This window comes from Maribacter aquimaris (assembly GCF_014596745.1).
Lineage (GTDB): Bacteria > Bacteroidota > Bacteroidia > Flavobacteriales > Flavobacteriaceae > Maribacter_A > Maribacter_A aquimaris.
Genome location: NZ_JABTCF010000012.1, coordinates 23,257 through 42,133 on the forward strand (window position 1 = coordinate 23,257; position 18,877 = coordinate 42,133).

The 18,877-nt window shown below is 40.6% G+C and carries 15 protein-coding genes; 4 read left to right on the top strand and 11 right to left on the bottom strand.

All coding sequences use genetic code 11. From position 1 onward, the window contains the following. The first annotated feature begins 13 nt into the window (after nucleotides 1-13). The 4 genes from HPE56_RS16530 to HPE56_RS16545 all read left to right on the top strand — a co-directional run bounded on the left by HPE56_RS16530 (nucleotide 14) and on the right by HPE56_RS16545 (nucleotide 5,124). On the top strand, nucleotides 14-2,401 hold the full coding sequence (locus tag HPE56_RS16530) for a GH92 family glycosyl hydrolase (protein WP_188244863.1): 2,388 nt from the start codon (nucleotides 14-16) through the stop codon (nucleotides 2,399-2,401). Between the two features lie 48 nt (nucleotides 2,402-2,449). After that, complete coding sequence (locus HPE56_RS16535) at nucleotides 2,450-3,379, top strand: ROK family protein (RefSeq protein ID WP_188244864.1); 930 nt, start codon at nucleotides 2,450-2,452, stop codon at nucleotides 3,377-3,379. A gap of 11 nt (nucleotides 3,380-3,390) precedes the next feature. Beyond that, entirely contained in the window at nucleotides 3,391-4,557 is a 1,167-nt protein-coding gene (locus tag HPE56_RS16540; protein ID WP_188244865.1) for an MFS transporter, read from the top strand. 99 nt (nucleotides 4,558-4,656) lie between these two features. Further along, nucleotides 4,657-5,124, top strand: coding sequence for a CYTH domain-containing protein (locus tag HPE56_RS16545; RefSeq protein ID WP_188244866.1), 468 nt, complete (start codon nucleotides 4,657-4,659; stop codon nucleotides 5,122-5,124). 131 nt (nucleotides 5,125-5,255) lie between these two features. Here HPE56_RS16545 and HPE56_RS16550 read toward each other — a convergent pair whose 3' ends face one another. The 11 genes from HPE56_RS16550 to HPE56_RS16600 all read right to left on the bottom strand — a co-directional run bounded on the left by HPE56_RS16550 (nucleotide 5,256) and on the right by HPE56_RS16600 (nucleotide 18,865). Then, complete coding sequence (locus HPE56_RS16550) at nucleotides 5,256-6,659, bottom strand: TolC family protein (protein WP_188244867.1); 1,404 nt, start codon at nucleotides 6,657-6,659, stop codon at nucleotides 5,256-5,258. A gap of 2 nt (nucleotides 6,660-6,661) precedes the next feature. Then, nucleotides 6,662-9,811, bottom strand: a complete 3,150-nt coding sequence (locus HPE56_RS16555; RefSeq protein ID WP_188244868.1) for an efflux RND transporter permease subunit — start codon at nucleotides 9,809-9,811, stop codon at nucleotides 6,662-6,664. Nucleotides 9,812-9,841: 30 nt separating this feature from the next. Then, entirely contained in the window at nucleotides 9,842-10,924 is a 1,083-nt protein-coding gene (locus HPE56_RS16560; RefSeq protein WP_188244869.1) for an efflux RND transporter periplasmic adaptor subunit, read from the bottom strand. 80 nt (nucleotides 10,925-11,004) lie between these two features. Beyond that, nucleotides 11,005-11,487: a GbsR/MarR family transcriptional regulator gene (locus HPE56_RS16565; protein WP_188244870.1), complete on the bottom strand. Its 483-nt coding sequence runs from the start codon at nucleotides 11,485-11,487 to the stop codon at nucleotides 11,005-11,007. Nucleotides 11,488-11,669: 182 nt separating this feature from the next. Next, nucleotides 11,670-12,065 (bottom strand): hypothetical protein, encoded by a 396-nt coding sequence (locus tag HPE56_RS16570; RefSeq protein ID WP_188244871.1) that lies wholly within the window; start codon nucleotides 12,063-12,065, stop codon nucleotides 11,670-11,672. A gap of 10 nt (nucleotides 12,066-12,075) precedes the next feature. Continuing rightward, complete coding sequence (gene pheS, locus HPE56_RS16575; protein ID WP_188244872.1) at nucleotides 12,076-13,095, bottom strand: phenylalanine--tRNA ligase subunit alpha; 1,020 nt, start codon at nucleotides 13,093-13,095, stop codon at nucleotides 12,076-12,078. A gap of 114 nt (nucleotides 13,096-13,209) precedes the next feature. After that, nucleotides 13,210-15,075, bottom strand: a complete 1,866-nt coding sequence (locus HPE56_RS16580) for a SulP family inorganic anion transporter (RefSeq protein ID WP_188244873.1) — start codon at nucleotides 15,073-15,075, stop codon at nucleotides 13,210-13,212. 142 nt (nucleotides 15,076-15,217) lie between these two features. Further along, nucleotides 15,218-15,844, bottom strand: a complete 627-nt coding sequence (locus HPE56_RS16585; RefSeq protein ID WP_188244874.1) for a carbonic anhydrase — start codon at nucleotides 15,842-15,844, stop codon at nucleotides 15,218-15,220. Nucleotides 15,845-16,021: 177 nt separating this feature from the next. Beyond that, nucleotides 16,022-16,324, bottom strand: a complete 303-nt coding sequence (locus tag HPE56_RS16590; protein WP_188244875.1) for a hypothetical protein — start codon at nucleotides 16,322-16,324, stop codon at nucleotides 16,022-16,024. Between the two features lie 57 nt (nucleotides 16,325-16,381). Continuing rightward, nucleotides 16,382-17,140, bottom strand: coding sequence for an SH3 domain-containing protein (locus HPE56_RS16595; RefSeq protein ID WP_188244876.1), 759 nt, complete (start codon nucleotides 17,138-17,140; stop codon nucleotides 16,382-16,384). 3 nt (nucleotides 17,141-17,143) lie between these two features. Next, nucleotides 17,144-18,865: a BatD family protein gene (locus HPE56_RS16600; RefSeq protein ID WP_223170353.1), complete on the bottom strand. Its 1,722-nt coding sequence runs from the start codon at nucleotides 18,863-18,865 to the stop codon at nucleotides 17,144-17,146. Nucleotides 18,866-18,877 lie beyond the last annotated feature (12 nt).

Consider the following 18,877-nt stretch of genomic DNA (forward strand, 5'->3'; position numbering starts at 1 on the left):
ACTATATACTTAAATGAACTTTCGGGGATTAAATATTGGTGTTGCATTTCTGTCAATTTTAGTTTTGATTATTGTCCCATTGGGGTGTAATTCCGATATTGAAACGAAGTCTCCCCAAAAAGAAAATCTTTCACAATACGTAAATCCCAATATTGGTACCGCTCACAGTCGTTGGTTTTTTTATACCCCCGCTGCAATGCCCTTTGGTATGGCAAAATTGGCACCCTCGACCAATGGCTCCTACGGGAATAAAAGTGGATGGGAGGCTGTAGGTTATGACAGTCGGCAGAACAGTATTGAGGGATTTGCAAACTTGCATGAATTTCAAATAGGTGGGTTTCTATTTACTGGTATTACAGGTGGGCTAAAAACCATTCCCGGTACCTTGGAGAAACCCGATGAAGGGTATAGGTCCCGTTTCGATAGAAAAGATGAGGTTGCCATACCGGGTTATTATAAAGTGCTCCTTAAGGATTATAATGTTCAAGTGGAATTAACGGCGACGAAAAGGGTGGGTTTCCAACGGTATACTTTCCCGAAATCAGACAATTCCTATTTGCTTTTTGATATTGGAAACCAATTGGGGGAAAGTGGAAAAGTAAAGGATGCCAACGTAACCTATAACAATGATGGAACGCTCCAGGGTTATGTGATCACCTACCCCGAATATGTAAAAAAGTATCAAACCGACGGCGACATAAAAATGTTCTTTTATGCCGAAGTAAGTAAAAAACCTGAAGCGCATGGTGTTTTTAAAGGGGAAAATGTCATTAAGGATACGGATTCCATTTCGGGTGTGGGTGCTGGAATGTTTTTTAAGTATAAAACATCCGATGCCGATCAAATTACCATAAAGACAGGCCTGTCCTATACATCGATAGAAAATGCGAAGATCAACCTTCGGACCGAGGCCGCAACCTTGGATTTTGATCAGGCAAAGGAAATGGCAACCACAGCTTGGGAAAACGAATTTGATAAGATCAGGGTAACCGATTCCTCCAAGGTCAAGAAGACAAAATTCTATACATCGCTTTTTCACGCCCTTTTAGGTAGGGGATTATCCAATGACGTTAATGGCCAGTTTCCACAAAACGATGGTTCTGTTGGCCAATTGCCCTTATTGGCTTCAGGGGAACCCAAATATAATGTCTACAATACCGATGCGGTATGGGGTGCATTTTGGAATTTAACGCAATTATGGGCCTTGGTGTGGCCCGAATACTATAACGATTTTGTTCAGTCCCAATTGGAAGTGTACAAGAACTCCGGTTGGCTGGCAGATGGGATAGCCAATGGCAGGTATGTTTCTGGGGTAGGTACAAATTTCACAGGTTTGGTTATAGCTGCCGGCTATCAAACGGGAGTTCTTAAGGATAATATTGAACTTGCTTATGAAGCGGCATTGAAAAATGAGGTCGGATACCAAGACAGAAAGGAAGGAGCTGGGAAAATGGATCTAAAGAGCTTTATTGAAAACGGATTTATTCCTTATATTGAAAGAAAAAGGAACCATAGGGCAAACGTTCCTGAAGGGTCGGCATTTTCTGTTTCACATTCGTTGGAATACGCGTTTAGTAGTTATGCAGTTGCCCAAATGGCCCATAAAATGGGAAAAATGGATGATTATCGTATGCTGATGAAATTATCCCATGCATGGAAAGGATTTTATGATAAGGAAACAGGATTCTTTAGGCCTAGGTTGAAAGATGGCCAATTCATTAAGGATTTTGATCCATTGGCCCCGTGGATCGGATTTCAGGAAGGCAACGCATGGCAATATACGTTTTATGTTCCCCATGAACCCGAGGCTTTGGTAGAACTGATTGGAAAGGAAAAATTCAATACCCGGTTGGATTCCATTTTTAGGATCTCTGAAAAAACGGCATTTGGTGGGGAGGGTATCGATGCCTTCGCAGGTATAAAGACGTTGTATAACCATGGGAACCAACCCAATCTACATATTTCATGGCTATTCAATTTTTCGGGAAAACCATGGTTGACACAGAAATGGACCAGATTGATCGAAGATAAGTTTTATGGTACAGGGGAAATTCACGGTTATGGTTATGGACAGGATGAGGATCAGGGACAACTTGGGGCATGGTATGTTATGTCGTCCTTGGGTATTTTCGATGTTAAGGGATTAACCGGTGAGGAACCAAGTTTCCAATTCGGAAGTCCTACGTTTGATAAGGTCGAGATCAAGGTTAAAAACGATAAGGGACAGCCTTTTACGATAACGACGTCCAATGCTAAAAAAAGCAATTTTTATATCGACAGTATTGAGTTGAATGGTAATGCGTATGACAAACTGGATATTCCTTTTAAGGAAATAACCAAAGGAGGTCATCTGAATTTTTATATGTCCGATGTCCCACAAATGAAGTTGAAAAATCAATAGAATGTTTAATCCATTTTTTAATAAAAAGCGAACCTAAATAGAATAAATATGACCGATCAAATAGCAATTGGGGCAGATATTGGTGGAAGCCATATTACGAGCGCAGCTGTTAATTTAAGAACCTTTGAAATTCTTGAAAATACGACGTTTTCTGCTAAAATAGACAATAAGGCATCGAAGGATGTGATTATGCAAGACTGGTGCAAGGCCATAAACAAAACCATTGAAAGTGCTTCATTGCAAACTAGAGCGGATATAGGTTTTGCGATTCCTGGGCCATTCAATTATAAAACAGGAGTAGCCCTTTTCCAGGGAGAGAATGATAAGTATGAAAGCTTGTATAATGTTTCTGTACCTGAAGAACTGCCTAAGTTCATTAACAGCGAAAAAGTAAGCCTAAGGTTTCTGAACGATGCCACCTCTTTTGGTGTAGGGGTATCCACTCAAGGAAAGGCAAAAAAATGCAAAAGGGTTATTGTTGTTACACTGGGAACTGGTTTTGGTTCTGCTTTTATCAACAATGGTGTGCCCCAAGTAAATTCTAAGGACGTACCTGAAGATGGTTGTTTATGGGATAAATCCTATAAAGCAGGAATAGGCGATGATTATTTCTCTACCCGTTGGTGTATTGAAAGGTATTATGAAATTACTTCTAAACGTGTAAAGGGTGTAAAGGAAATCGCTGCGGCGGATACCGATGATTCAAGAAGGGTTTTCAATGAATTTGGTGCTAATATGGCTGAATTCATGATACCATTCATTAAAAAGTTCCAAGCGGAAATTATTGTCATGGGTGGCAATATCTCAAAGGCCAGTGACCTTTTCTTGCCAAGACTAAAGAGCGATTTACAAAAGGCGGATTTACAATTGGAGTTTGAAGTGTCTCCCTTGCTGGAAGATGCGGCCATAATCGGTAGTGCCAAACTTTTTGTGAACGACTTTTGGAATGTAGTAAAAAATGAACTCCCTGAAATTTAAAATAATTATATATGGCTACCAATAAAATACAACTGAACAAATTTTTCCCAGTATTCCTGACCTTCATTATTATGGGGTTTGTTGATATCGTGGGCGTTTCAACAGGATACGTACAGAAAGATTTCGATCTTTCAGATTCCATGGCACAGTTTATCCCATCCATGGTGTTCATATGGTTTTTCGTCTTTTCGATTCCCGTAGGTGTACTACAAGATAAGATTGGGAAAAAGAAAATGATGAACCTCGGTATTATGATCACTATTTTTGGACTTATCCTACCGTTTATCTATTACTCTTTTGTGGTGATTTTGATTGCCTTTGTCTTTATGGGAATCGGTAATACCATTGTACAGGTCGCGGCAAGTCCATTGCTACAGGAAGTGACCCCAAAGGAGAAACTCTCGAGTTTTTTAAGTCTTTCCCAATTTATGAAGGCCATCACTTCATTGACAGGGCCTATCATTGCCACTTATATGGCAATTACATATGAAAAGTGGATCCTTGTATTCGCCGTATACGCTGTGATATCATTGGTCAATCTGCTTTGGCTTTCTGGTACCAAGATAGATGAGAGCATAAAATCGGAAACTCCGGCTACCTTTGCATCCTGTATGAAACTGCTGACCAACAAGTTTGTACTTGCGATGGTAATCGCAATATTCCTTATTGTTGGGGCCGATGTGGGAATGAATTCCAACATTCAAGGATTCCTCATGAAGCTTCACGGACTCACGCTCGAAAATGCATCATACGGTATAAGTATTTACTTTACGGCCTTAATGATCAGTAGGTTTGTTGGGGCCATTTTACTCCAATTCCTAAAACCTATTTTCTTTTTGGTAACTACTACGGTTTTGGCCATTATAGGTACTTTGATGATCATGTTCTCTTCTACCGAGATGATGGCGTATATCGCTATTTTCATTGTAGGTTTGGGAGCAGGAAATCTATTTCCATTGATATTCTCTATTGCCATAAATAAAATGCCCTCAAGATCAAATGAAATATCAGGATTGTTGATTATGGCCATCGTAGGTGGGGCCGTAGTACCTCCGATTATGGGCTTTGTTAGTTCCAGCTCTGGAATTATGGGAAGCCTTGTGGTACTTTTAGTGTGTTTTGCATATATGTTGATCATACCATTTACGGCCAAGCAGGATAAGGTAGAAAAGGCCTAGCTTATAATAGAATCATTTTTATATTCCAAGAATCCCCATATTGTTTATGGGGATTTTTGCTTTCATTTACATACTTTTAGTTTTGAAGACCTTTCAATTATGGTAGAAATAGAGCGTAAATATTTGGTTAGGAATACTTCCTATAGGGAAGAGGCAATCTCCCAAAAAAGGATAGTGCAAGGGTTCCTGAATACCGACCCCAATAGAACGGTACGTGTACGGATCAAGGGAGATGAGGGTTTCTTGACCGTTAAGGGCATTTCCAATGCTTCGGGCACTACAAGGTTCGAATGGGAAACGGGCATTAAGGTCGAGGAGGCAGAAGCGTTACTTCAACTTTGTGAACCCTCGGTCATCGATAAAATAAGGTATGAAATCCCAAATGGGAAGTATCTGTTTGAAGTGGATGAATTTCATGGGGCCAATAAGGGATTGACCATCGCCGAAATCGAGTTGGGGAATGAAAAAGACATTTTTGAACGCCCCGATTGGCTTGGGGAGGAAGTGACAGGTGATATAAGATATTATAATTCTCAATTGAGCAAAAATCCTTTTACTGAATGGTAGCGGTTTTTCTCATAAAACAAACCCTTTAACATGAGTCAAATAGATTCATGCCAAAGGGTTTTAATTTCCTTTTTCAATGGTTTTTTTCTGGGCTTAACCAAATCATTGGTTAAGCACCAGCACTATCTTCATTACTGCCATCCACCGCCTAATGAACGGTATAACTCTACGGTTGCCGATAACTGTGAAAGTTTATTGCTTACCAAACTCAATTCAGCATTCAAGGCATTTTCCCTGGCCGTCAACAAATCGAGATAAGTTAAGTAACCGCTGTTCAATAATTCTTGGGAATTATCTTCAGCCCTACGCAATGCTACGACCTGTTTTGATATGAATGTTTCTTTTTCCAGCGATATATTATAATCATACAAGGCCTCTGAAACTTCTTTTCCCGCAATTAAAAGGGCTTTTTTAAAGTCCAATAAAGCTTGTTCCTGATTGGCTTTGGATACCTCGTAGGCCGTTCTTACCTTTCTTCCATTGAATATGGGTTGGGTAAGTCCACCCACCAAATTGGCGAAAATAGAACTGGAGTCTATCCAATTATCCAACTCCAAACTTTGAAAACCGCTATTTGCGGAGAGTGTGATCGAAGGATAAAAATTACTTCTTGCCACATTGGTAAGTTCAAAACTATTTACCAAAGCATATTCGGCCTGCAAAATATCGGGGCGGTTTCTCAATAATAAAGAAGGAACGCCAAGTTTCATTTCATCGGCCAAGGTTTGGTCTTCGAGCGTACTACGAGGGTAGTATTGCGGTTCTTCACCCAATAATAAACCCAACGTGTTTTCTGTGATAAAAAGTGAATTTTTAAGGTCTAACAATTGACTTTGGGCACCATAGAGTTGTGCGGCGGTTTGATCTACCCCAACTTGATTTGCTTGTCCCGCATCTTTAAGGGCCTTAATGGTCTCAAGGCTACTTGAACGGTTTATAATGGTTTCTTCAGTGACCTTTATCTGTTGATCTAGGGCCAAAAGCTGATAATAAGTAATCGCTATTTGGGCAACTAAGTCTGTTTTTACCGCCTTATGGGCAGCAACGGTTTGTAAATAGCTGGCATCACTTGCTCTTTTGCTGCTTCTAATCTTACCCCAGATATCAGCTTCCCAGGATAAGGCCCCAGTAATATCAAACTGATTGTAGGGTTGGGTGAACAAACTTCCGAATTGGCCGTTTTCACTGTTCCTGGCAGTTCTTGTAGCTGTTGCCGAAGCATTCAAGGTGGGAAAGTATCCCATTTTCCCCTGTTTAACATAGGCCTCAGCAGCATTTATACGCTGCAAGGCTATCCTAATATCCAAATTGTTCTCCAATCCTTTTTCGATATAGGTTTTTAGATATTCATCGGAAAATAGGTCTTTGTAAGAAACCGATGCGAACGAAACACTGTCTTGTGGAAGCTGATCGGTCCTAAAAAGATTTTCGGTCTCCACAGTTGGCCTTTCGTAGGTTTTCGCCACAAAACAGGATTGTAGCAAGAGCGGAAGAAAAGCAACTAGTATAAGTTTATTTGTAACTATTTTTTTCATCGTTATTGTTCTTTTATTTCTGGAATTTCTTGGTTAGGGGCACCCGTTACCTTTTCTTGTAATGTTTGGAAGATGACATATAGGGCAGGAATTATCAATACCCCGAATAGGGTTCCGATCAACATGCCCCCAACGGCACTCATACCAATAGATTGGTTACCCACGGCACCGATACCTCTTGATAAGGCCAATGGCATTAAACCAAAGATAAAGGCGAATGATGTCATTAGAATGGGTCGAAGCCTGGCTTTGGCACCATGGATTGCAGATTCCATTATAGACATACCGTGTTTTCTACGCTGTAGTGCAAATTCAACAATTAGAATCGCATTCTTGGATAGCAGTCCGATCAACATGATCAAAGCTATCTGAAAATAGATATTGTTCTCTAAACCTGCAAAATGGATAAATGCTATAGCGCCAGCAATACCTACCGGTAATGATAGTAGTATGGAGAACGGCAAAATATAGGATTCATACTGGGCACTCAACAAGAAATAAACAAACACCAAACTCAATATGAAAATAAGGATGGTCTGGCTGCCTGCATTATTTTCTTCCTTGGTAAGTCCGGAATATTCATAGGTATAATTGTTCGGCAAAACCTTTGCGGAAACTTCCTCAATGGCCTTGATGGCATCCCCTGTACTATATCCTGGATTTAAGGCCCCATTTATTTTCACCGAGCTGAGCAAATTGAACCTGCTCACCACTTCCGGTCCATAAATTTTCTTTAGGGACACGAATTGTGACACCGGCACCGATTCACCCATTTTATTGGTTACGTACATATGGTTCAACGAACCCTCGTCGGCTCTATCCTCTGGTTTTGATTGGATCATGACACGGTATTGTTTACCAAATTTGTTGAAATCCGTAGTGTATAAACCTCCGTAATACCCTTGCATCGCATTAAAGACATCAGTAACCGCTAAACCGGCTGATTTTGTTTTCTCTACATCGACCTGCAGTTCATATTGTGGAAAATTAGGATTGAACTGTGTAATGGCGTATTGTACCTCCGGCCTTGCATTCAAGGCAGCCAAAAATTCATTGGTGGTATTCCCTACGGTTTGCCAATCATCCGCATCCTTACTCTGTAAGTTCATTTCAAAACCCGTTGAGTTTCCAAATCCCTGAACACTTGGTGGTGTAAAGAAGAAAATACGGGCATCTTTTAGTCCTGCTGTTTTTGCAAAAAGACTCCCCACAACGGCTTGTACGGATTGTGATGCTTCTTTTCTTTCGGCCCAGTTTTTAAGACGGATAACAGAGAACCCATAGGAACCCCCACTTACCCTGCTCAACAAACTGAAACCGGTAACGTTCATTCTCGTATCTATAATATCCATGGAAGCATAAATAGAATCCAGTTTTTTAACCGTTTTCTGGGTCTGTTCCAATGTCGTTCCCGGAGGCAAACTAATATCGGCCATGATAATTCCCCTATCCTCATTGGGAATAAACCCTGAAGGGGTGGTTTTGAATAATAGGATGGTTATACCTGTGAAAATAACCAGTGAGACTATTGTGATCCATTTTCTTTTGGCAATAAAGCTTACTGAGCCTACATATTTATCGGTAATGGCATTAAATCCGGCATTGAAGGATCTATAGAAACGGTGTTTCAAACCCTTATCATGTTCTTCGGATGCTTTGTGCGGCTTTAAAAATAGGGCAGCCAAAGCCGGACTCAGGGTCAGGGCGTTCACTGCAGAGATCATAATGGCAATAGCCAATGTAATACCGAACTGTTGGTAGAAAACCCCTGAAGACCCATTTATAAAGGATACTGGAATAAATACGGCTGACATGACCAAGGTTATTGATATAATGGCCCCTGAAATTTCGGACATGGCCGTTTTCGTGGCCGTTTTGGCATTGGTAGCCCCTGCATCCATCTTGGCGTGTACCGCCTCGACGACCACAATGGCATCATCGACCACAATACCAATGGCCAGTATCATGGCAAAAAGGGTCAACATATTGATGGAGTACCCAAATAAGGAGAGGAAGAAGAACGTACCCACAATCGCTACCGGGACAGCTATTGCCGGTATCAAGGTAGACCTGAAATCCTGTAAGAATAGGAATACCACGACGAATACCAATAAAAATGCCTCAATCAATGTTTGTATTACGTGTGAGATAGAGGCATCAAGGAAATCCTTGGTATTATAAGGAATTACATAATCCAGTCCTTTTGGAAAATCCGCCTTACTTTCTTTTAGAATAGTTTCAATTTCGGTAATGATGTCGTTCGCGTTGGAGCCCGAGGTTTGGAATATACCTACAGCGGTACCCGGTTTGCCCATACCTTCATTCTTGGTACCATAATTAAAGGCGCCAAGTTCAATATCCGCAACATCCTTTAAACGTAAGAACTGGCCATTGTCTTGGGCTTTGATGATAATATCCTCATATTCCGATATTTCAGATAACCGTCCTTTGTATTTTAGCACATATTCGAAGACCCCATCTGCATTTTCCCCGATTTTACCCGTTGCGGCCTCAAGGTTTTGTTCAACAAGTGCACTCTGAATATCCGAGGGCATTAGTTTAAAAGCAGCCATTTTATCGGGTTTTAACCAAATACGCATTGAATAGTCCTTGGAGCCGAATACGGTTACATTACCAACCCCTTCGATACGTTGCAGCTTAGGTACTAAATTTATCCGTGCGTAGTTTTCAACGAATGTGGCATCATAATCCTTATTGTCTGAAAACATGGAGAAAAACAACAAGGCACTGGTTTGTGATTTTTGCGTCACCACACCTGTCCTTATAACAGCTTCAGGAAGTACACTATTCGCTCTAGCAACCCTATTTTGAACGTTTACCGCGGCAATATCGGGGTCTATACCCAATTTAAAGAATACATTGATGGTAGCAGCTCCATCATTACTCGCATTGGAGGTCATATAGGTCATTCCTTCCACACCGTTGATCTGTTCCTCTAAAGGAATAACAACACTGTTGAGTACGGTTTCAGCATTTGCCCCTGTGTACGTTGTGGTAACTTGTATTGTAGGCGGTGCGATTTCTGGATATTGTTCAATCGGTAAGGAGGTTAATCCCAAGATTCCGAGTATGGCAATGATGACCGATATTACCGTAGATAGTACGGGACGATCTATGAATTTTTGAAACATGTTTTTTAGATTATATGTTGTGCGGAATATTTATTGAATGGGATTAATGGTCATTCCATCCCTTAATTTTGAGACGCCTTCAGTAACAATGGTCGTTCCAGGTTGTATGCCACTGGTTACAATGAATCCTTTTTCGGTATTTGCGGAAATCCGTATAGGCTTTGTGGTTATGGTGTTGTCATCCTTTACAATGAATATCAACTTATTGCCTTGTAGGTCTATGGTTGCTTTTTGAGGAATCTCATAGGCATTTTTATAGAGATATGGAATTTTAATCTTACCTGTACTACCACTGGTTAATAGGTTGTTCGGATTTTTAAAATCCACTCGTGCCGTGGCGCTCCCTGTAGTGCTGTTGATAATTGAATTGATCATGGCAATCTTACCGGGCTCAGGATATTCCTCCCCATTGACCATCACCAATCGTGCATCATTGGCGTTCTCAAGGTCAAATTGGTTTTTCTGGTTTAAGGGAATGGACTCCTTGAATTTCAACAATTCTTTTTCGCTAAAGGAAAAGTAGGCACGAACCTCACTAATATCGGAAACGGTTGTTAGTGGGCTTGCCATGGCAGAACTTACCAAGGCTCCTGTTTTATAGGGTATTTCCCCGATAAAACCGTCAACCGGACTTGTGATTCTGGAGTAGTTTATATTGGAAACAATGCTTTCATAATTACTTTGCGCTTGTTTTAGTTGGGCTTCTGCAGTTGTTAACTGAACAGGACTAATGATATTTTTTTCTACCAAGGGCCTTAACTTGTCCACTTCGACCTGGGCCACATTTACGGCTGCTTTGGCCGCATTGGCATTTTGGTTCATCGTTTGGGTCTCTAACTTGAACAATAGTTGTCCTTTTTTGATTTTCTGACCCTCCTCAACATGGATGTTTTGTATAAATCCAGATACTTTTGGCCATATTTCCACATTCTGCTTGCCTTCAAGCGTAGTTGAAAATTCGTTGAATATGGTGATATCTTTTTGGTTTAATGCTTCAACTTTAAGACTTGGTGCAGGCATTTTAGGGCCTGCTTGCTGCTCTGTGGCCTTTCCGAAACAAGAACTTAATAGTATCAATAGACTAAGGGAACCTATAATTGATATTTTTTTCATTTTAAATGGATAATAATTTGTTATTAAAGTTTTGTTAATTCTGTTGGTTCGGTACAAAACGAACTAACAGTGTAAAAAAATTATTCTTTTAGTGCATTCAGTTGATCTATGGTCTTTAGAAAAATATCCTTTTGTTCCTTTATACAGTTCATATATATATCCTTCATTTTTTGGCTTGATTTAAATATTTCAGGATTGAACTTTTCGTTGTAATCCGATAGTTTTTCCATCATTTTCTCTTCATTTTCCAGTTGTTTAAGTGCTTTGCTTAATTTTTTTATCATAAAGGAATCCTTTGCGGCTACCGTGTAGTATCGTTTCCTGTCCCTTGATTTCGTGAAATATTTAATAAACCCCATCTGTAATAAAAGATTGAGCGAGGTTGATATTGAACTTTTACTTGCACCTCTTCTTGTTAGGCAATCATCAAAAGTCAACCCGTCCTCTTCTGTCATAATCAACGAGGCAAAAATTCGGGCCGATAGCGGAGGCAAGGAATATTGATTTTCAATATGAATTCCTAAATCCTCTATAAGTCCTCTTCGATATTCTTCCTTATCCATAATGTTAAGAATTGAAGGCGCAAAGATATGGTTAGTTCGGAAAGAACCAAACCAAACGAAACTAATTTTATGTTAAAAAAATATGAAATGAACCTAGAAACCTTAAAATATCCCAATGGTTTGAGGGTTGGTTTTAGGGAGTCGAAATGAATTATATTATTGTTGAAGACGGTAAATACGGACTATTTGGCGAATATACCTGGTTTATGGATAATGGGGATATCAACTAGATTCCCTTCGGTAATGGTGTCCTTTTCAAAAAGGAATTTCCGTTCGTATAATTTGCCATCGGCAAAAAAAGTAACGAAAAACTCGTTGTTCAATTCGAGGACATCATCTTGTATGAGCTCTATCTTGGCGTATGATTTTGTGGCCATGATGGCAATCGAATGTCTCATTGTTGAGGTTTTCCGGTGTTCATCGTATCCTTTCGAGACAACAAGAACCATATCAATGGGCGTGTCCCGGTCGTTCAGAATGTAAGCATTCCATTTTTTCTCCAGAAAATCATCGTTCCATTCCTGTATCAACGCAAGATATACGTCCTTAACAACGGGTATTTCTATATCCTTTTTCAAAAGGGAAAAATTAAAGGGTGCTTTTGAATTGATCCAAGAAGCGGACATCATTCTCACTCAATAATCGAATATCGGTGATTTGATGGAGCAACATGGCAATTCGATCAATACCAACACCGAAGGCAAAACCGGAATAGATTTCAGGGTCGATGCCACAATTGATTAAAACATTAGGGTCAACCATACCACAGCCACCTATTTCCAGCCAGCCAGTACCTTTTGTGATCTTATAATCCGATTCGGTTTTTAATCCCCAATAAACATCAACCTCCGCACTTGGTTCGGTAAAGGGGAAATATGAAGGGCGCAACCTTATTTTTGACTTTCCAAAAAGTTCGGTAGTAAAGATCTGTAAGGTCTGCTTTAGATCGGCAAAGGAAACATCCTTGTCAATATAAAGTCCTTCAACCTGATGGAAAAAGCAATGTGAACGGGCAGAAATGGCCTCGTTACGATATACCCTACCTGGTGATATTGTTCGGATAGGGGGTTTGTTGTTTTCCATATAGCGCACTTGAACCGATGAGGTGTGGGTACGTAGGAGAATATCGGGATTGGTCTGTATAAAGAAGGTATCCTGCATATCCCTCGCAGGATGATATTCGGGAAGGTTCAAGGCCGTGAAATTATGCCAGTCATCCTCAATTTCGGGACCTTCGGAAACGTTGAACCCAATTCTTGAAAAAATATCGATAATCTGGTTTTTCACTATGGAAATGGGGTGTCTCGATCCTAGGGCCATAGCTTCGCCAGGTCTGGTCAAATCACCGTATTTTCCAACTTCCTCATTCTGGCTATCCATGGTTTCCTTGAGCAGGTTGACCTTTTCATTAGCCGCTAATTTTAGTGTATTAATGGCCTGACCAAATGCTTTTTTTTGATCATTGGGTACATTCCTGAATTCCGCGAAAAACTCATTCAGTAGCCCTTTTTTGCCTAAATACTTAATACGAAAGGTTTCAATAGCTTCCTTGGTGTCGGCATTGAAATTTTCTACTTCCGTAATATGTTCCTTTATTTTATCGATCATGATATTCAAGTGAGGGACAAATTTAAAATTTTCTACGAAGAGGAGAGGGAATTAATTCAATAAAAAAACCGTGCCTTTATCGAAAGCACGGTCTTATTAGAGTATTGCGGTGACTTAATGCGTATCTTTTACATGATTCTTGATCCAGTCGGTACAGCGATCGAAGTTCTCAAAAATATGTTCTTCCGGAATGAAATCAGGAATAATATCAATACGTTCCATCATATATCTCGGTTGTCTTTGTAAATCGGTAAAGAGCACCGTTACATTGTTTTTATTCAATTCTTGAAGCACATCCTCCATGGCGTATAGGCCGGATTGATCCATGTACTGCATGCGATCTAAACGAATAATAGCGTAAGAGGCTGTCTTGGGGATTTGATCCGAGAGTATTTGAAAATCGCTGGTTGTACCAAAAAACAAAGGTCCCTTAATATGCTTTATAAATACTTCTTCCTTAAGATCTTTTGGAAAGTTGGCTTCATCTGCCCACGCTTTTTCCTTGTCCAGGGACTTAACATCCGATCGTTCACCCGTAAGGTCCCCGATTTTTTTCATGAACATCAAAGAGGCGATTATCAGGCCAATACCTACGGCATAAACCAGATTCCATACTGTTGATAATACCAAAACAACCAGCATTACCACAACCTCGGAACTTAGTTTTATAGGCCCTATTTTAATATCCTTTGGAAGGTTGGGAATAGCCTTAAGTCCTTTGTAATCCATGACCGATATTCCTACGGTTATAAGTATTCCCGCCAAAACCGCGGCTGGTATTTGGGAAGCTATGGGTCCCATGGCTAGCAAGATGACCAATAACAATACACCGGCTATCATTCCTGAGAGTTTGGTTTTACCCCCTGAATTGATATTTACAACGGTACGAATTGTTGCACCTGCTCCTGGCAGACCGCCAAAAATGGCTGCTATCGTATTTCCGATTCCCTGACCGATCAGTTCCTTGTTTGGTTTGTGTTTGGTCTTGGTCATGTTGTCTGCCACCACAGAGGTCAACAGGGAGTCAATTGCCCCCAATAGGGCCAAGGTCAATGCCGTGAAAATATAAGGTGATATGGCTCCAATCTTAAATTCCGTGAAGATTTGAAGATTGGGCATCGGAAATCCTTCCGGTATCTTTTCTATGGTTCTATAATCAAGTCCTAGACCATAAGCAATCCCGGATACCACGAGTAATGCTATCAAGGTGCTGGGGACAGCGGTGGTGATACGTTTAAATCCGAAAATAATGATAATGGTAGCGAGGGCAAGCCCAAGTTCCAACCAATTGATCTGCTGTAAGGCATTGGGCAAAACCTTTAAGGAACCAATAACACCGGATGCATTTTTAGCCGCTAAGGTTTTGGCCTCCTCGAGGACCGTCTCTTGGGTCACTTCGTTGGAGCGGGCAATGGTTTCCTTAAAGTCTTCCAATACTAAAATACCCTCTCCAGCTTCCTCACGGAGTATATTTTCGAGGATCAATTCCTCGGCTTGGGGCTTAAAGGGTTCTACCCATGACTCATCCTCTTTGGGGTAGTAACCCAAAGCAGGCAAAATCTGTGTAATCAGGATAATGAGACCTATGGCGGTCATAAAACCCGAAACAACGGGATAGGGTATGTATCTGATATACTTTCCTATTCCAATAAATCCCAACCCTATTTGCATTAATCCGGCAAGCAGAAAAACGGTTAAAATGGCCGGTAGTGCTTTTTCAACACTTCCGTCGAAGATGGCTACAATGCCGGCAATGACTACCATACTAACGGCGGTCATCGGGGCGGTAGGACCCGAAATCTGGGTGTTGGTGCCCCCAAATAGTGCCGCGAAAAAGCTTATAAAGATAGCTCCATAGAGTCCGGCACTGGGGCCTAATCCGGAACTTACCCCAAATGCCAGGGCCAAGGGTAAGGCAACTATCCCAGCGGTTATCCCCCCTAAGAGGTCACCTTTGAAATTCGAGAAGAAATTTTTCATAAAGTTAATTTTGCAATGTTATTTGGGTGGTCGGGAACTTTTCCAATGGGATAAGTCCCCCCATTTCCCTAAATAAGATTATTTTCTTGGTTTAAGGGCTGCCAAAGGGTAGCCCATTATAATAAATGATGTTAGGGTCAGGTTAATCCAAATGATAGATTTCCATGATATTATGAAGGATTCCTTCAAAGTCAATCTTTAAATCTATCAATTTTCCAGTATGTATATCAAAGACCCAACCATATACTTTTAGATTCCTATCTCGGTATGCTTTCTGAACAGCGGCTGTTTTAATAAGGTTTACACACTGCTCCTGTACATTGAGTTCCACTAAGCGATCATATTTTTCGTTCTCATCCGTGATGTCTTTCAATTCATCTTTATGAATTCGATATACGTCGCGAATGTTACGAAGCCAAGGGTTTAAAATACCGAGATCGGCAGATTGCATGGCTGCTTTAACACCGCCACAACCGTAATGGCCACATACAACGATGTGATTTACATTTAAGTGGTCAACGGCGTAATTGACAACGGACATGGCGTTAAGGTCAATACTGATGACCATATTGGCAATATTACGATGAACAAATACTTCACCAGGACCCATGCCCATTAGGTCCTCTGCGGTAACCCTACTGTCGGAACAGCCTATATAAAGTAGTTCAGGGTTTTGACCTTTGCCCAATTCGTCAAAGAAATCAGGGCTAATCGCTAATTTTTCCTTGATCCATTTCTCATTATTATTAAATACGTTATCTATTTGCATGTTCAGTTTTTTTAAATTATAGTAAAAATTCTGCAAGTAGGATTGTCGCCAAAATACTCATGAAGTTAGGTTTTTTTGCCCAACTAAATGGATGATTTAACGATTAAATCAGGGATGCAGGGGCCCGTAGTGATAAATTCCTAAGACAAGGGTTATGCCATCAGGAATAAAGGACAACTAGCAAATTGGTTCTGGTGGAGGGAGCACGATTTCAGAATTACGATCGTAGTGGCCCAATAGATAGAAATCATGGAAACCAAGGTTCTGTAGATGGGCAAGAATATAGGCACCTGGCGAGTTGTTTTCCAAGATCAGTTTTTCGCCAAGGTTCTTCTTTCCTTGTTCTTGTTGCTCTTCTTCGGTTATGTTAATCGATATTACCGCGTTTCCATCATCATTCAATAGTGTGATGATAGGAGGGGCGAGTATGGCGAATATCCATACGGAAAGTAATACAATAAGGATGTTCAACCGAATCATTTAAAAGCATTTTGCACAAATATAATAGTATTGCTATTATAGTTAGTTAAGGAAATACTAAAAATCTTTTAACAATTTTATGCTTTCCGAGGGTATCCACCCGGTTTTGCCATCAGCGATTCTTATTTTATTCCATTCGTTTAACCGATCAAGAACATTCACTTTGGCACCTTCATGCAGTACGAATATGGGTTGACTTCCCTTGTTGGGTTCCGATTTTATACGAACCTCACTAGCGTAGACGATTGCAGGTTGGTCGGCCATAAAATCATTGAATTGGATAAAGGCGAAGACCACTGTCATTAGTGATATGAGTAAGGAGACAATACTTAGAATGAATGCGATACGTTTGTGCATGGCATATTTAAAATAGTAAAAGGCCAGATACAACAATACAAAGAGAATCATGAATACAACCGCAACATAACTCCATTGGTCAAAGGAAAGAAAACCGGTAAGTGTTTTGTATATTCTGGCAAGACCTGTTTCTGGCATTACCTCAATGGCGTCCAAGGTCATGTTTTGTGCATAGCCAAGGTTGTTCTTGATTTCCCGATCGTTGGGGGAAAGTAAGAGCGCCTTTTCGTAATTGTAAATGCTTGGGGCAATCTGGTTCAATTTATAATAGGCATTGCCCAAATTGAAATAAAGCTCGGCCGAATGTTGGCCATTATCCAAAATACTATTGTAGTAATCAATGGCTTTTTGGTAGTCGCCACTATTATAGGATTCCGTGGCCTTATCGAATATTGCTTCATTTTGGGCGGTCCCAATGAAGCTAATGAATACTACAATGATGTAAATTAACTTTTTCATTGTCTATAGTTGTTTGTCCAGATTAGCGATTACTTTACTGGCCCTGTCATAATCCTGTTGCATTTGCACTTCTGAAAATGGACTGTACCGCGCCATCTCACAATTTTTCAATAACCCGATAAAGCCATCAATGGTTTCTATGTCAACATCCTTTTCGTTTAATAGGCTCGAAATTTTATCCTTACTGAATTCAGAGGTCTCAATTTTTAATTTGGCCTTTAGGTAATTATGCAATGCTTTTTCCATGGCGATAAAGAAAGCATCCTTGTGGCCTAAGGTCTTTTTGGCCTCCGACAAATATTTTCGGGCCAATTTGTTGGCTTTTTTAATTTTATTGCCTTCGACATCACTCGCTATGGCATCGCGCTTTTTATGGAATACAATGGCCAATGGTATCAATAATAAGGGGAGTAAAAGCCAAAGGTAAAAGTTCATGGAACCAAAAAAGTAATCGGTTCCTTTTGCCGTAAGATTAGGATTGAGTTTAATGAAATTGAATTGGTTCCCAGTGGTTACGACGGAATGTTTGGTATTCGCTGGGTTCGCATTGACGTTCCCTTGGGAATTGGTAGGTCCTTCCAATACATTGATCAGGATTTCCTTGGAATCCACGGTGTGGTACGATGCCGTATTTGGATTGAAATAACTGAAGGAAATACTAGGTACCGGATACTTGCCCTTAAAGGAAGGCACTATGGTATAACTATCGCTTATCTTACCCCGGGTTCCGGCTAGAGTGGTACGAATGTCCTCATTGTGTTCAGGATCATAAACCTCAAGGGAACTGGGTAATTCGGGGGTAGGCAATTGGAATAATTTCAAATTTCCTTGGCCACTGACCTCTACAACGGCCTGAAGCGATTCTGATGCATTTAAACTGGTCTTGCTTGTGGTGACCGAAAAATCGAAATCACCCACCGCGCCACCAAAGTTCGCAGGTTTCCCTGCCGTAGGCAATGCCTTTACATTGATGGTTCGATTCCCAGCCGATACGGTTTTGTTCGTTTGGGTATATACCCTTCCACCGAAAAAATCACGTTTGTTGGTTGGTACATCCACCGTAACATCCAAAGAGAGGGGTTCAATGTCAAGTTTACCCGATTTTTGGGGATACAGTACAACCCGTTTTAAAACTACGTAACGATATGTTTTGCCTTTATACGTTCCGTTTTCCGCATTCAAACGTTGTACGGGGATGTCTTGGCTCCAAAAATTATTGTATTTGGGATTATCCAACGGACGATAATTCGATACCCGTATCGATGGACTCACATAGAGTTTATAGACCACGCTAATGGCTTCGTTCAAATACGGATTCATTTTGGATACCTCCGCAACGAGATGCAGATTGTCATCGGCATAATCATCGACATTCATATCGTCGTTTGGTTTTGCCACTGCGGCAGTGACCTCAACGGTTTTAGCCAAAGATTTATAGACCTTACCATCAATAACAATCGAAGCCTGTTTAATGGTGAACTTACCCCGTTCTGTAGGGGCTAAGGTATACGAATAGGTTTTTGAATAGGACCGGACACCGTTGATCCAAGAAGAACTTATGGCCTGTGATGGACCCATGAGTACCCGAAACCCTTTAAAATCCGGAGGGGAGAAATCATCGCCATCCTTGTTCATGGTGAACTCAACCCGTAACCTTTCATTGATACCGAGTTTTTCCTTACTCAGGTTCATTTCGAAGGTAACGGCATTATCTTGTGCGTTCATAACAAATGCTAT

Coding starts and splice junctions, on each gene's coding strand:
- HPE56_RS16530 (WP_188244863.1), top strand. CDS start 14: ATGAACTTTCGGGGATTAAATATTGGTGTTGCATTTCTGTCAATTTTA.
- HPE56_RS16535 (WP_188244864.1), top strand. CDS start 2,450: ATGACCGATCAAATAGCAATTGGGGCAGATATTGGTGGAAGCCATATT.
- HPE56_RS16540 (WP_188244865.1), top strand. CDS start 3,391: ATGGCTACCAATAAAATACAACTGAACAAATTTTTCCCAGTATTCCTG.
- HPE56_RS16545 (WP_188244866.1), top strand. CDS start 4,657: ATGGTAGAAATAGAGCGTAAATATTTGGTTAGGAATACTTCCTATAGG.
- HPE56_RS16550 (WP_188244867.1), bottom strand. CDS start 6,659: ATGAAAAAAATAGTTACAAATAAACTTATACTAGTTGCTTTTCTTCCG.
- HPE56_RS16555 (WP_188244868.1), bottom strand. CDS start 9,811: ATGTTTCAAAAATTCATAGATCGTCCCGTACTATCTACGGTAATATCG.
- HPE56_RS16560 (WP_188244869.1), bottom strand. CDS start 10,924: ATGAAAAAAATATCAATTATAGGTTCCCTTAGTCTATTGATACTATTA.
- HPE56_RS16565 (WP_188244870.1), bottom strand. CDS start 11,487: ATGGATAAGGAAGAATATCGAAGAGGACTTATAGAGGATTTAGGAATT.
- pheS (WP_188244872.1), bottom strand. CDS start 13,095: ATGATCGATAAAATAAAGGAACATATTACGGAAGTAGAAAATTTCAAT.
- HPE56_RS16580 (WP_188244873.1), bottom strand. CDS start 15,075: ATGAAAAATTTCTTCTCGAATTTCAAAGGTGACCTCTTAGGGGGGATA.
- HPE56_RS16585 (WP_188244874.1), bottom strand. CDS start 15,844: ATGCAAATAGATAACGTATTTAATAATAATGAGAAATGGATCAAGGAA.
- HPE56_RS16590 (WP_188244875.1), bottom strand. CDS start 16,324: ATGATTCGGTTGAACATCCTTATTGTATTACTTTCCGTATGGATATTC.
- HPE56_RS16595 (WP_188244876.1), bottom strand. CDS start 17,140: ATGAAAAAGTTAATTTACATCATTGTAGTATTCATTAGCTTCATTGGG.
- HPE56_RS16600 (WP_223170353.1), bottom strand. CDS start 18,865: ATGAACGCACAAGATAATGCCGTTACCTTCGAAATGAACCTGAGTAAG.